A 12,228-nucleotide genomic window follows, 5' to 3' on the forward strand; every position below is an offset into this window, starting at 1 on the left:
TTTCGCAGAAGACGGCATACGAGATCCCCATGAACAGGCTGCGTTGAGAGCAGATCAAGGTCACGTGCCAGAGCAACCTCCTGCGCCCGGGGAGTTGGAGAGGTAGTGCCGAGCCATGCTCGGCACCTCCCCCCCATCATCACAACCTCCCCCCTCCCCGCGCCCCGACTCAACCGCCTTGCTCTTGCCATGCTCTTCCCCTGCTCTTCCCCTGCTCTTCCCCTGCTCTTGCCTTGCCTTGCCCTGCCTTGTCCCAATGGGCACCAGCCAACTGTCAAGCGTCGGCATGGGTGGGGTTGCGGGGCCCTTGCGGCGCATGGATGCGCCGCAGGAGCTTACAAGGACGTACTTGCAGCGTGCCCCGCAACCCCACCCGTGCCGGCGCCGCCTCCGATCGCTGCACCAAGGCTTCGGCTTCGGCTTCGGCTTCGGCCCAAAAAACCCAACAGCGCCGCCACCACCCCTATCATGGTGGCCCCTTCCGGGAACGGGCTTTCCATGTTCAATCGCAACGCAGGCATCATCTTGCTCATCGCGCTGGCCGCCGGCCTTGGCCTGGTCGCCGCGCAGAAAGTGTTCGCGCCCACGCCGACCAGCGACCGGCCCGCCACCGAATCGATCACCTTCTACCCCCAGCCGCGCCCGCTGCCCGACTTCAACCTTGGCCAGTCCGACGGCACCCGCCTGATCCCCGGCGAGCTCAAGGGCCACTGGACCCTGGTCTTCCTCGGTTTCACCTTCTGCCCCGACGTCTGCCCCACCACCCTGGCCGACCTTGCCAAGGCGCAGAAACAATGGGAAGCCCAGCCCGAATCCCTGCGCCCGCGCCTGGTGTTCATCTCCGTCGATCCCGAGCGTGACACCCTCGCCCGCCTCGGCGAGTACGTGCACGCCTTCCACAAGGACACCCTGGCCGCCACCGCCGATGTGCCCTCGCTGGAGCGCTTCGCCACGTCGCTCGGCTTCGTCTTCCAGAAAGTACCCGGCAAGCACTTCGACGAGAATCCCGAGGACTACACCCTCGAGCACTCGGCCAGCCTGGCCGTGCTGGACCCGGAGGGCAGGCTTGCCGGCCTGATCCGCCCTCCCTTCAATGCGCAGGCCATTGCCCGCGACCTGCAGATGCTGACCGAGAAGACCGCACCATGAGCCTGACCACCACGCTGAGCTACGTCCTGCCGCACCGTCTGCTGTCCTCGATGGCGCGACGCCTGGCGTATTCCAGCAACCCGCGGATCGCGCGCTGGCTGATCGACACCGTCACCGAGAAGTTCGGCGTCAACCTCGCCGAAGCGGCCAACCCCGATCCGCGCAGCTACGCCACCTTCAACCAGTTCTTCACCCGTGCGCTCAAGCCCGGCGCCCGCGTACCGTCGTCCGATCCGCGCACGCTGGTGATGCCCGCCGACGGCCGCATCAGCCAGCTCGGCGCGATCGAAGACGGCCGCATCTTCCAGGCCAAAGGCCAGTCGTTCACCGCCGCCGAGCTGCTCGGCGACGCCGCCGATGCCGAGGTCTTCCGCCACGGCCTGTTTGCCACCGTGTACCTCTCGCCCAAGGACTACCACCGCGTGCACATGCCGTGGACCGGCACCCTGCGCGAGACCGTGCACGTGCCCGGGCGCTTGTTCAGCGTCGGTCCGGCGGCGGTCAACAAGGTGCCGGGGCTGTTTGCGCGCAACGAGCGCCTGGTCTGTCACTTCGATACCGACTTCGGCCCGATGGTGTCGGTGATGGTCGGTGCGCTGCTGGTGTCGGGCGTGGAAACGGTGTGGGGTGGCGAAGAGATTCCCGCCTACGGCGACACCATCACCCGCAAGGATTACCGCGGCAAGGGCATCACGTTGGAGCGGTTCGCGGAAATGGCGCGCTTCAATTACGGCTCCACGGTGATCGTGCTACTGCCGCCGGGCGTGGCCGAGTTCGCCCCGCACCTGGATGCCGAGCACGCCGTGCAGCTGGGGCAGGCGCTGGCCACCTTGAAGTAACCGGTAGTGCCGGCCGCTGGCCTGCGTTGAAGGCAGTACGGTAGTGCCGGCCGCTGGCCGGCATTGCAGGCAGTACGGTAGTGCCGGCCGCTGGCCGGCATTGCAGGCAGTACGGTGGTGCCGGCCGCTGGCCGGCATTGCAGGCAGTACGGGGAGCCGGCCAGCGGCCGGCACTACCGGGGCTCGCGCCCACGAAAAACGCCCCGGGAAATCGGGGCGTTTTTTGTGGGACGCGGTCCGCTGCGGTCAGATCTCGACCGGGCCCACATCCATGCCGTCGTAGTCTTCCACGCCATTGGCTTCGGCCAGGGCCTGCAGCTCGTGGTTGCGGGCGTCCAGCGAGGCCTCGGTGTGCACTTCGGCGCGCTCCACGTGCAGCACGTGATACGGCGCTTCGCCTTCTTCCAGGTCCGGCTCGAAGATCTCCACCAGCGTGTAGCCCAGCTCGACCAGCTTTTCCGACAGGCCGGTCAGCGGCTCCGGCGTGGTGTTGACGAAGAAGTAGCCCCACAGCATCGGGCCGTTGAGGTCCCAATCGGTGTTCTCGCGGATGTTGGCGAACATCTCGTTGATCGCGGTGATATCCATCTTGCTGTCCTGTATGCGTGTACCTGAGGGCCGCGGCGAAACGCCACGGCCGGCGATGGATGTGCTGTGGCGCGGGGGCCGCAGGCGTGATGCCGGCAGCCTACCCGATCCGGCCCGCGCTTACCTGTCGCAGCCCTGCAGCTTGAGCACTTGGCCCTGCTTGAGCGCGTACGCCGGGGCCTTGAGCCCGTTGGCGCGCGCCAGTTCACGCACGTCGCACTGGAACTTGTCGGCGATCGCGCCCAGCGTCTGGCCCTTGCCCACCTTGTGGCTGCGTACCGGCTTGGCCTTGGCCTTCGGCTTGGCGGCCGGGGTGGCCACCGGTGCGATCGGCGTGGCCGCCACTGCACTGGCCTGCACCTGCGTCACCGGCACCACACTGCCCACCGCCACGTTGCCGGTATAGCTGGCCGCGCTCGGGCGCACGATCGCCGCGTTGAGGTCGGCGGTAATCAGCGTACGGGCCAGATCGGCGCGCGGGCCGCTCACGCAATAGCGGTTGTACAGCCCGGCGATGCGGGTGGTGGCGTTGATCGTGGTGCCCGCCGGGATCCAGCCGTCGGCTTCATAGCGCGGGTTGAGGTTGCGCAGCGCGCGCATGTAGCCATCGCGGGTGCCGGCGCTGCCCAGGCAGATGGTCAGCTCGTAGATGGTGGTGGACTTGGCCAGGCGGATGGTGGCCGGCTGCGCGCTGATCTTCGGGAACTCCACGCCGTACTGCTGCGGGTGCAGGTAGATCCACGCCGCGGCGATCACCATCGGCACGTAGTCCTTGGTCTCGCCGGGGAACTGGTTGTAGACGCTGTCGGTCCAGAAGCTCTGCCCGGCGCTCTGCTTGAACACGCGCGCGGCACGGCCCTCACCGCCGTTGTAGCCGGCCAGCGACAGCTCGACGTTGTTGTTGAGCTCGCGCATGCGTTCGTTGAGGTAGGTGGCACTGGCCTCGGCGGCACTGCGCGCGTCGAAGCGGGTGTCAAAGCCGGTGCCGTCCGGCCCCAGCCCGAAGCGACGGCCGGTGGCGGGCATGAACTGCATCAGCCCGGCCGCACCGGCGCGCGAGGACGCATGCACGCGGCCGTTGGATTCCTTGGCCATGATCCCGAACAGCAACGCTTCGGGCAGGCCGCGCTTCTCCCACTCGGGCCACATCACCGCGCGCAGGTTCTGGTAGTTCTCGTAGGTGGTCATCAACGCCGGGCGCATGTCGGTCAGCCAGCGGCGGATGCCGGCCTGCACGGCCGGGTTGTACTCGACCATGCTGTCGAAGGCGTGGCGCTTGTCGTTGAGCAGCGCCGCGGCGCGTGCCGCCTCGGGCACGTCGGCGGCCAACGGCCCGGTGTGGTCCGGATCGGCTTCGAGCAGGCCGCCATCGCTGGCCAGTTCATCGCCTTCGCTGTCGCGGGTGTCGGCATTGTCCTTGAGCAGGCGCTTGTAGGCCGGCAGCATGTTGCTCACCTGGCAGCCCTTCTGGGCCACGCAGGCGCTGATCACGTCCTCCATGTCCTCCAGCGCGGCGTCGCCTTCGTTCTTGCCCTTGGGATCGGCGTTGGCCACCAGCACCAGCGCGGCGCGGTAGCGCTTCTCGGCCGCGGCCATGCGCTGCTCCAGCGCCTCGACCTTGACCCGATCACGCGCGGAAACCCGCTGGGCATGTGCCTCTGGCACGAATGACAGCATTGCAGCCAGCGCCAACAGCGGCCAACCACGGACAAGCAAGACAGGAACGGGCATTTTTGGCACTGTGTGCGAAAGATGGGGCAGAGTAGCCGCGCCGCTTGCATCGGGGCAACCCGCCAAGCGACCCGGCCTGCGCCGACGTTTAGAATCCTGCCCATTCACATAGCACCTCCACAAGCGAGTTGACCATGGATCCGATCCTGCTCGGCAAAGGCATCACCGACGATATCGCCGTGACCCTGCAACCCCGCCTGGGCAACCGCCACGGCCTGGTGGCCGGGGCCACGGGTACCGGCAAGACCGTCACGCTGATGACCCTGGCCGAAGGTTTCTCGCGGATCGGCGTGCCGGTGTTCCTGGCCGACGTGAAGGGCGACGTGGCCGGCATGGCCGTGGCCGGCGCGGGCACCGAGGCGCTGCTGCAGCGCGCCGCCGAGATCGGCGTGACCGATTACGCGCCTGCCGCCAGCCCGACGGTGTTCTGGGACCTGTACGGCAAGCTCGGCCACCCGGTGCGCACTACCGTCAGCGAAATGGGCCCGACCCTGCTGGCGCGCATCCTGGAACTCAACGACACCCAGTCCGGCGTGCTCGACATCGTGTTCAAGCTGGCCGATGACCGCGGCCTGCTGCTGCTCGACCTGGACGACCTGCGCGCCCTGCTCGGCCTGGTCGCAGAAGAGCGCAAGGACATCTCCACCGAATACGGGCTGGTCAGTGCACAGAGCGTGGCGGCCATCCAGCGTTCGCTGCTGCGCCTGTCGCAGGACGGCGGTGAAGCGTTCTTCGGCGAGCCGGCGCTGGAACTGGCCGACATCATGCGCGTCAACCACGATGGTCGTGGCGTGATCGGCATCCTTGCCGCCGACCAGCTGGTGCTCAAGCCCCGGCTGTATTCGACCTTCCTGCTATGGCTGTTGTCTGAACTGTTCGAGACGCTGCCGGAAGTGGGCGATCTGGACAAGCCCAAGCTGGTCTTCATCTTCGACGAAGCGCACCTGCTGTTCGACGATGCGCCACCGGCGCTGGTCCAGCGCATCGAGCAGGTGGTGCGGCTGATCCGCTCCAAGGGCGTGGGCGTGTACTTCTGCTCGCAGTTCCCCGATGACGTGCCGGCCAACATCCTCGGCCAGCTGGGCAACCGGGTGCAGCATGCGTTGCGCGCGTTCACCCCGCGCGACCAGAAGGCAGTAAGGACCGCAGCGGAAACCTTCGTGCCCAATCCCAAGCTCGATGTCGCCGCCGTACTGGCCAAGCTGGGCACCGGCGAGGCGCTGGTGTCCACGCTGCAGGACAAGGGCATTCCCTCACCCGTCCAACAGACCCAGATCGCGCCGCCGCGCTGCCGGATGGGCGCCATCACCGAGGCCGAACGTGCGCAGGTGCGCGCCGGTAGTCCGGTAGGTACGCGCTACGACACCGCGATCAACCGCGAATCGGCGGCCGAACTGCTGGCCCAACGCGCGCAGAAGGCGGTCGCACAGGCCGATGCCCCGGCCGCACGGACGCGTCAGCAGGACGAGGCGCAGGAAGGCGGCTTCGGCCAGTCGATCAAGGATGCGATCTTCGGCACCAAGCGCCGCCAGGGCATGATCGAGACCATGGCCAAGCAGACCACGCGCACCGTGGGTACCAAGCTGGGCAACCAGATCGTGCGCGGCCTGCTTGGCGGTATTTTCGGCGGCAAACGTTGATACTGCGTGTCGCGCCGTCGGGCGCGGCACCTTTCCAAGAGCACAGACAGACCTGATGTCGCGTTGGCGTCCCCCTGCGGAAAAGAGTACAGCCCTGATCACCGCACAGGGTCACCAGCGGCTGAAAGTCGAACTGGACGACCTGTGGCGCGTGCGCCGCCCGGAAGTGGTCAAGGCACTGGCAGCCGCCGCGGCCGAAGGCGATCGCTCGGAGAACGCCGAATACACCTACCGCAAGAAGCAGTTGGGCGAGATCGACCGCCGCGTGCGGTACCTGACCAAGCGGCTGGACGCGCTGCGCATCGTCGACCAGCCGCCGACCGACCCGCAGGCGGTGTTCTTCGGGGCATGGGTGGAACTGGAAAACGTGGACAGCGGCGAGGTGAGCCGCTATCGCATCGTCGGTCCGGATGAGACCGACGCGCCGACGGGATGGATCAGCATCGATTCGCCGCTGGCGCGGGCGTTGTTGAAAAAGCGCGTGGATGATGCGTTCGAGGTGGAGCTGCCGAGCGGGCGCCACGGCTTTGCGATCCTGGCGGTGGAGTACCCGACCGGCGAAGGCCGGTAGAGCCGGGCCATGCCTGGCTCTACCGCCTGCGATCGTTGCCGCGCTGCGCACGGCCAGCCGGGCATGGCCCGGCTCTACCCGGTTGATGGCGCGGGATAGTTCCTTCCCGCGCGCGCGGGGCGGAAATACACGGCCTGGTGGTAAAACGCGGCGTCCTGGCCTGCATGCCAGCCGGGGATGCCCATCAGCGGGAGCGGCCGCAGCTCCAGTGGATCGCTGAGGAGGCGTCCGCGCTCGATCAGCGCCGCCACCTGCGCGACAGCGCGCGCGTCATCATCGCCCTGCACCACCACACCTTTGCCTACCAGCAGCCGCCCGGGCAACAGCGCCTGTTCCATCAACGCATGGCCGATCACGGCCGCCACCGCGATGTCGCCCTCGCGCCATGCGCCTGCCCCGTCGACGAACAGCGCCGACCAGTCATGCCGGTCCCATGCCTCCAGCAGCGCCGGATCGCGCACGCGCACGATCACGCCGGTTTCGTCGAACTGGGTCAGCGCCGCCTGCGCACGGTTGCGCTGCCCGGAAGGCATCGCCGCGATGTGGCGGCACTGCTGCTGGTTGAGAGCCTGCTTGATGGCCGGGTAGCGCGCCCAGATCAGGGCGTTGAACAGGTCGTGCCAGTTGTCCGGACGCGTGGCGATCTGGCCACGTTCGGCAATGCGCACTTCGTAATGCAGGCCGTCGGCCAGCAATGCCGCGTCCTGTTCGACCAGATGCCGGTGCGGCAGGCAGAGGCGTGCGTCGAGCATCCGGACGCTCGGCCAGTCGGCCGCCGTCAGCAGATCCTGGACCTCGCGCAGCCCTGCGTAGAGCGGCTGCGCGAAGCACATCGCGTCCACCGCAGCACGCGGCGGCGCGACGAAGCGGCGGCGACCGCCGGTCTCGGCGGACGCCGCGGCGGTCACAACACCTGCAGGTCGAACGGCTTGCGCGCGCCGGCAACGATGATCGCGTCACCGAACAGATCGTGGTCGTCGCTCTCGGTGATGTCGACATCGACGAACTGACCCACGCGCAGCTTGGCTTCCTCGGCGTTCTGGATATGCACCAGCCCGTCGATTTCCGGCGCGTCCGCCTTGGAGCGGGCCACCGCGATGCCGTCCTCGATCGCATCGACCAGGCACTGCTGCACGCTGCCGATCTTGGATTCCAGGCGCGCGGCGGAGATCTCCGCCTGGCGTTCCATGAAGCGGGCCAGTCGCTCCTGCTTCACTTCCTCAGGCACCGCACCGGGCAGGTCGTTGGCGGTGGCGCCGGTGACCGGCGAGTAGGCGAACGCACCGACGCGGTCCAGCTGCGCCTCGTCCAGGAACGCCAGCAGCTCTTCGAACTCGGCATCGGTCTCACCGGGGAAGCCGACGATGAAGGTCGATCGCACGGTGATGTCCGGGCACAGCTGGCGCCAGCGCTGCACGCGCTCCAGGGTCTTGTCGACCGCACCGGGGCGCTTCATCAGCTTGAGGATGCGCGGGCTGGCGTGCTGGAACGGAATGTCCAGGTACGGCAGGATCCGGTTTTCGGCCATCAGCGGCACGATCTCATCCACGTGCGGGTACGGGTAGACGTAATGCATGCGGGTCCAGGCATCCAGTTCGGACAGGCCTTCGCACAGCGCCTTCAGCCGTGTCTGGTAGGCCTTGTCGCGCCACATGCGCTCGGCATATTTCACATCCACGCCATAGGCCGAGGTGTCCTGCGACACCACCAGCAGTTCCTTCACCCCACCGCGCACCAGCCGCTCGGCTTCGCGCAGCACCTCATCGACCGGACGCGAGACCAGCTTGCCGCGCATCGAGGGAATGATGCAGAAGCTGCACTTGTGGTTGCAGCCTTCGGAAATTTTCAGGTACGCGTAGTGGCGCGGGGTCAGCTTGATGCCGTAGTCGGGCACCAGGTCCACGAACGGATCGTGCTTGGGCGGCAGCGCGGCATGCACGGCCTCCATCACGCTCAGGTAGTCCTGCGGGCCAGACACGGCCAGCACGTTCGGATAGGCCTCGCGGATCTGCTCCGGACGCTTGCCCAGGCAGCCGGTGACGATCACCTTGCCGTTGGCGTTCATCGCCTCGCCGATCGCGTCCAGCGACTCGGTCACGGCCGAATCGATGAAGCCGCAGGTGTTGACCACCACCACATCGGCCGAGTCGTAGGAGGGCACGATGTCGTAGCCCTCGGACCGCAGCTGGGTGAGGATGCGCTCGGAATCGACGAGGGCCTTCGGGCAGCCAAGGCTGACGAAACCGACTTTGGGGTTCAGCTGGGACATGGAATCGCGGGACTCTGGGGGCCTGGGCCCATGCCGGAATGGCGTGGGGACCTGGGGCCGGAAACGGCGGCAAGTATACCGGCGTTGCGGGCCACGCCCTGAATCGCGTGCGGCCGATGCCGCCAGATCCGGCACCGCCCCTGACATCGCGCTAACCCGCCGGGACCGGATAATGAACGCATGAACCAACAGGAGTCCTGCATCATGGGTGAGTGGGTCACGCTCGATACGCATCACGGTCCGGTCCGCGCCTGGCAGGCCACCCCGGAGGGCAAGCCTCGCGGCGGGCTCGTGGTCATCCAGGAGATCTTCGGGGTCAACCCGCACGTGCGCGAGGTCGCCGAAGGGTTTGCCGCCGCCGGTTACGCGGTGCTGGCACCGTCGTTCTTCGATCTCATCGACGGGGTGGACGCCGATCCGGACGCCCTGCCCTACGACCCGGAGGGGGCGAAGCAGGGGCTGGAACGGGTCAATGCGCTGGGGGTGGAGAAGGCGCTGGAGATCGTCCGCGCCGCCGCGTCCCGGCTGGCGCCGGCCGGCAAGGTTGGCACCGTCGGCTATTGCTGGGGCGGCAGCATCGCGCTGCTGTCGGCCCTGCGGCTGGGCCTGCCGTCGGTCAGCTACTACGGGGCGCGCAACGTGCAGTTCCTGGACGAAACGCCCAAGGCGCCGGTGATGTTCCACTTCGGTGCGCAGGACAAGAGCATTCCACCGGAGGCCATCGCCGCCCACCGCCAGAAGCTGCCGCAGATGCCGACGTTCGTGTACCCGGCCGACCATGGCTTCAACCGCAGCGTCGGACATGCGTATGATCCAGACAGCGCCGCCCTGGCGCTGAAACGCACCCTGGACTTCTTAGCGGAGCATCTTGGATGAGCGAGTTCGAACTGGATTCACGCCTGGCCACCGATAGCGTTCTGGTAGCAGAAGGGCCGTTGTCGCAAGTGCGGTTGATGAACGACGAGCGGTACCCGTGGTTGATCCTGGTGCCTCGATTGGCCGGCATCACCGAGTGGATCGATCTGGATGGCGATCAGCAGGACAAGCTGCGCACGGAGTTGAACCGGGCGTGCAAGGCGCTCAAGGGCACCGATGGCGTGGAGAAGATCAACATCGGGGCGTTGGGCAATATCGTGCGCCAGCTGCATTTCCACGTGATCGGCCGCCACGTCGGCGATCCGGCCTGGCCGGGACCGGTCTGGGGCCAGGGTCAGGCGCACCGTTACGATCCGGAGGTGCTGACCCAACGTGTCGCGCTGTGGAAGGAACGGCTAGGATATTCGCCCCAGCCCTAACGGACCCTGCCCCTGATGCGTTCCAACCTCGTCGCTGCCATCGTCCTGATCCTCGTCGGCCTGTTCCTGCTGGCCAGCAATCTCGGTTGGACCAACATGAACATGGGGAAGCTGATCCTCACCTGGTGGCCGGTGGTGCTGGTGGCGGTGGGCATCGGGCTGCTGTTCGGCCGCGGCAAGTAGAGCGGACCGTTGGTCCGCTGCTTTTTGGTCCGCTGCTTTCCGGTTACCCTGCCGCACTCGGACCAAGCCACAAAAAAGCGCGGCGTACTCCGCGCTTTTTTTGTGGTCGCCATCATTGATGGGTAACGGTAACCGCAGAGGCAGCCGAGCAACGGTCGGCTCTACCAGGCCGGGACGCCGCAGCACGCCCGGGGATTGATCAGGTGCGCCCCCGCCACCCGCGTGGTCATCAGGTCCGCGGCAGGGTGACGCCGGTCTGGCCCTGGTACTTGCCGCCGCGGTCCTTGTAGGAGGTCTCGCAGATATCGTCCTTGTCGGCCTGGAAGAACAGCATCTGGGCCACGCCTTCGTTGGCATAGATGCGCGCCGGCAGCGGCGTGGTGTTGCTGAATTCCAGGGTCACATGCCCTTCCCACTCCGGCTCCAGCGGCGTCACGTTGACGATGATCCCGCAGCGCGCATAGGTGCTCTTGCCCAGGCACACCACCAGGGTGTCGCGCGGGATGCGGAAGTATTCCACCGTGCGCGCCAGCGCGAAGCTGTTGGGCGGGATGATGCACTCGTCGCCCACGATATCCACGAAGCTGCCCGGGTCGAAGTGCTTTGGATCGACGATGGTGGAGTTGATGTTGGTGAACACCTTGAACTCGCGCGAGCAGCGCACGTCATAGCCGTAGCTGGAGGTGCCATAGCTGACGATGCGCTGGCCGTTGGCCTGCTTGACCTGGCCGGCTTCAAACGGCTCGATCATCGCCTGCTGTTCGGCCATCTGACGGATCCAGCGGTCACTCTTGATGCTCATGGGGGGTCCTGGGTGCGATAAGGAACGGCACCGCCAACGGGCGCCCGGGCCACGATTCTAAACAGCCACCCCGGCCGCGACCAGCGGCGACTGCCACCCGCTGCCCTGCCCCTGATGCGACAAGGCCCGGCAGTGCCGGGCCTTGTGCCGTGCCGACCACGATCGTGGCGGCAATGAGTCAGATCAGCGAGGACAGGATCGGGATGCTGGCGCGCGGGCGTTTGGCCACTTCCTCGATCAGCCGCTGTGCGGCGTGCACGTAGGCCTGCGCAGCCAGCGATGCTGGCGCGGCAGCGGTAATCGGCGTGCCGGCATCGCCCTGCTCGCGGATGCCGATTTCCAACGGCAGCGAGCCCAGCAACGGCACCCCGTACTGCGCGGCCATGCGCTCACCGCCGCCCTCGCCGAACAGATGCTCCACCTGGCCGCAGTTGCTGCAGGTGTGCACGGCCATGTTCTCCACGATGCCCAGCACTGGCACCTCCACCTTCTCGAACATCTTCAGCGCCTTCCTCGCATCCAGCGTGGCGATGTCCTGCGGCGTGGTGACGATCACCGCACCGGCCAGCGGAATCTTCTGGGTGAGGGTCAGCTGGATGTCGCCGGTGCCCGGCGGCAGGTCGATCAGCAGGTAATCCAGATCGTCCCAGAGGGTGTCGTTGAAGAACTGCGTCATCGCCGAGGTGGCCATCGGACCGCGCCAGATCATCGGCGTCTCGTCCTCGATCAGGTAGCCGATCGACATGGTCTCCACGCCGAACGCGCGCATCGGCTCGATCGACTTGTTGTCCGGACTCTCCGGACGACCACTCAGGCCCAGCATCGCCGGCACGCTGGGGCCGTAGATGTCCGCGTCCAGCAGACCCACGCGCGCACCGAGGCTGGCCAGCGCCACCGCCAGATTCACCGCCGTGGTGGACTTGCCCACCCCGCCCTTGCCCGAGCCGACCGCGATCACGTTGCGGATGCGCGGATGCGGGCTGAGACCCTTCTGCACCTGGCTGGCGTGGGGGCGACGCGTCTGGCTGCTGCTCACTGCATGACTCCGGGGAAAACGCATGGAACCGGTGACTATACAACCTTGTCCGACGCCGATCCCTGTTTGTGCCGCCCGCACAACGGTGCCGGTTGGCTGCACTCGGAGACGACCGTAGAGGGTGG

13 protein-coding genes are annotated in these 12,228 nt (G+C 67.0%); 7 read left to right on the top strand and 6 right to left on the bottom strand.

The features are described 5' to 3' along the window. Nucleotides 1–498: 498 nt before the first annotated feature. Nucleotides 499–1,149, top strand: coding sequence for an SCO family protein (locus tag NR101_RS06475; protein ID WP_256774612.1), 651 nt, complete (start codon nt 499–501; stop codon nt 1,147–1,149). Then, nucleotides 1,146–1,988, top strand: a complete 843-nt coding sequence (gene asd, locus NR101_RS06480) for an archaetidylserine decarboxylase (RefSeq protein WP_256774611.1) — start codon at nt 1,146–1,148, stop codon at nt 1,986–1,988. Before NR101_RS06475 ends, asd begins: the two co-directional genes overlap by 4 nt. A 246-nt stretch (nt 1,989–2,234) precedes the next feature. On the opposite strand, the gene NR101_RS06485 is transcribed toward asd, so the two are convergent. After that, nucleotides 2,235–2,576 (bottom strand): ribonuclease E inhibitor RraB, encoded by a 342-nt coding sequence (locus tag NR101_RS06485; protein ID WP_256774609.1) that lies wholly within the window; start codon nt 2,574–2,576, stop codon nt 2,235–2,237. 120 nt (nt 2,577–2,696) lie between these two features. Beyond that, nucleotides 2,697–4,307: a transglycosylase SLT domain-containing protein gene (locus NR101_RS06490; protein ID WP_256774608.1), complete on the bottom strand. Its 1,611-nt coding sequence runs from the start codon at nt 4,305–4,307 to the stop codon at nt 2,697–2,699. Between the two features lie 134 nt (nt 4,308–4,441). On the opposite strand from NR101_RS06490, the gene NR101_RS06495 reads away from it, so the two are divergent. Both NR101_RS06495 and greB read left to right on the top strand, forming a co-directional pair. Then, nucleotides 4,442–5,947 carry a helicase HerA-like domain-containing protein gene (locus NR101_RS06495; RefSeq protein ID WP_256774607.1) on the top strand — a complete coding sequence of 502 codons (1,506 nt, stop codon included), beginning with the start codon at nt 4,442–4,444 and terminating at the stop codon, nt 5,945–5,947. 55 nt (nt 5,948–6,002) lie between these two features. Next, nucleotides 6,003–6,518, top strand: a complete 516-nt coding sequence (gene greB, locus NR101_RS06500; protein ID WP_256774606.1) for a transcription elongation factor GreB — start codon at nt 6,003–6,005, stop codon at nt 6,516–6,518. 74 nt (nt 6,519–6,592) lie between these two features. Here the strand turns inward: greB and NR101_RS06505 are convergent, their stop codons facing one another. Continuing rightward, nucleotides 6,593–7,426: a DUF3025 domain-containing protein gene (locus tag NR101_RS06505; RefSeq protein WP_256774605.1), complete on the bottom strand. Its 834-nt coding sequence runs from the start codon at nt 7,424–7,426 to the stop codon at nt 6,593–6,595. Then, nucleotides 7,423–8,787, bottom strand: a complete 1,365-nt coding sequence (gene rimO, locus NR101_RS06510) for a 30S ribosomal protein S12 methylthiotransferase RimO (RefSeq protein ID WP_256774604.1) — start codon at nt 8,785–8,787, stop codon at nt 7,423–7,425. Before rimO ends, NR101_RS06505 begins: the two co-directional genes overlap by 4 nt. A gap of 204 nt (nt 8,788–8,991) precedes the next feature. Here rimO and NR101_RS06515 point away from each other — a divergent pair, with 204 nt between their 5' ends. The 3 genes from NR101_RS06515 to NR101_RS06525 are packed head-to-tail and all read left to right on the top strand — an operon-like array spanning nt 8,992 to nt 10,265. Then, nucleotides 8,992–9,663, top strand: coding sequence for a dienelactone hydrolase family protein (locus NR101_RS06515; RefSeq protein ID WP_256774603.1), 672 nt, complete (start codon nt 8,992–8,994; stop codon nt 9,661–9,663). Then, nucleotides 9,660–10,082: an HIT family protein gene (locus NR101_RS06520; RefSeq protein ID WP_256774602.1), complete on the top strand. Its 423-nt coding sequence runs from the start codon at nt 9,660–9,662 to the stop codon at nt 10,080–10,082. Before NR101_RS06515 ends, NR101_RS06520 begins: the two co-directional genes overlap by 4 nt. Nucleotides 10,083–10,097: 15 nt before the next feature. Next, nucleotides 10,098–10,265, top strand: a complete 168-nt coding sequence (locus tag NR101_RS06525) for a DUF5668 domain-containing protein (protein ID WP_019182647.1) — start codon at nt 10,098–10,100, stop codon at nt 10,263–10,265. Nucleotides 10,266–10,494: 229 nt separating this feature from the next. Here the strand turns inward: NR101_RS06525 and dcd are convergent, their stop codons facing one another. Beyond that, the gene (gene dcd / locus NR101_RS06530; protein WP_038687170.1) at nt 10,495–11,067 is read right to left on the bottom strand and encodes a dCTP deaminase; all 573 of its coding nucleotides are present in this window, start codon (nt 11,065–11,067) and stop codon (nt 10,495–10,497) included. A 178-nt stretch (nt 11,068–11,245) separates the two neighbouring features. Next, a complete protein-coding gene (gene apbC / locus NR101_RS06535; protein WP_256777716.1) occupies nt 11,246–12,103 on the bottom strand; it encodes an iron-sulfur cluster carrier protein ApbC in 858 nt (285 codons plus the stop codon). Nucleotides 12,104–12,228 lie beyond the last annotated feature (125 nt).

It is taken from the genome of Stenotrophomonas sp. Ste86 (assembly GCF_024519465.1).
GTDB lineage: Bacteria > Pseudomonadota > Gammaproteobacteria > Xanthomonadales > Xanthomonadaceae > Stenotrophomonas.

Bases quoted from the DNA above. Each gene is read 5' to 3' on its own strand.
- NR101_RS06475 (WP_256774612.1), top strand. From the start codon at position 499: ATGTTCAATCGCAACGCAGGCATCATCTTGCTCATCGCGCTGGCCGCC.
- asd (WP_256774611.1), top strand. From the start codon at position 1,146: ATGAGCCTGACCACCACGCTGAGCTACGTCCTGCCGCACCGTCTGCTG.
- NR101_RS06485 (WP_256774609.1), bottom strand. From the start codon at position 2,576: ATGGATATCACCGCGATCAACGAGATGTTCGCCAACATCCGCGAGAAC.
- NR101_RS06490 (WP_256774608.1), bottom strand. From the start codon at position 4,307: ATGCCCGTTCCTGTCTTGCTTGTCCGTGGTTGGCCGCTGTTGGCGCTG.
- NR101_RS06495 (WP_256774607.1), top strand. From the start codon at position 4,442: ATGGATCCGATCCTGCTCGGCAAAGGCATCACCGACGATATCGCCGTG.
- greB (WP_256774606.1), top strand. From the start codon at position 6,003: ATGTCGCGTTGGCGTCCCCCTGCGGAAAAGAGTACAGCCCTGATCACC.
- rimO (WP_256774604.1), bottom strand. From the start codon at position 8,787: ATGTCCCAGCTGAACCCCAAAGTCGGTTTCGTCAGCCTTGGCTGCCCG.
- NR101_RS06515 (WP_256774603.1), top strand. From the start codon at position 8,992: ATGGGTGAGTGGGTCACGCTCGATACGCATCACGGTCCGGTCCGCGCC.
- NR101_RS06520 (WP_256774602.1), top strand. From the start codon at position 9,660: ATGAGCGAGTTCGAACTGGATTCACGCCTGGCCACCGATAGCGTTCTG.
- NR101_RS06525 (WP_019182647.1), top strand. From the start codon at position 10,098: ATGCGTTCCAACCTCGTCGCTGCCATCGTCCTGATCCTCGTCGGCCTG.
- dcd (WP_038687170.1), bottom strand. From the start codon at position 11,067: ATGAGCATCAAGAGTGACCGCTGGATCCGTCAGATGGCCGAACAGCAG.